Origin of the sequence: Psychrobacter sp. CAL346-MNA-CIBAN-0220 (assembly GCF_040309805.1) — a bacterium.
Classification (GTDB): domain Bacteria; phylum Pseudomonadota; class Gammaproteobacteria; order Pseudomonadales; family Moraxellaceae; genus Psychrobacter.
In genome coordinates, this window is the sequence record NZ_JBEOPF010000272.1 from 1 (window position 1) to 273 (window position 273).

The window sequence follows — 273 nt, forward strand, 5'->3', positions numbered from 1 at the left end:
CTGTAATGCTGGGTAACTTTAGAGCCGATCCAAAAACACGTAATGAGTTTTTGCAGCTAATAAAAGGCTAACTTATGGCTAATGCAATTATTAACGTAACCAATTTACGACTGCGTACTTTTATTGGCTTTAACCAAGAAGAGCGCGAGAAAAAGCAGGATGTAGTGATTAACTTAGAAATTCATTACCCTGCACACGACGCCTGTAAAACCGATGAAGTAGATCAAGCACTAAACTACAAAGTAATTACCAAAGAAGTAATCACTTTAGTAG

General features: G+C 37.0%; 1 protein-coding gene. It reads left to right on the plus strand.

Features of this window, described 5'->3' with window-relative positions; genetic code table 11:
• Positions 1–74: 74 nt before the first annotated feature.
• The coding region (locus AAEY88_RS13615; RefSeq protein ID WP_350563247.1) for a FolB domain-containing protein at positions 75–273 on the plus strand (199 nt) is incomplete at its 3' end.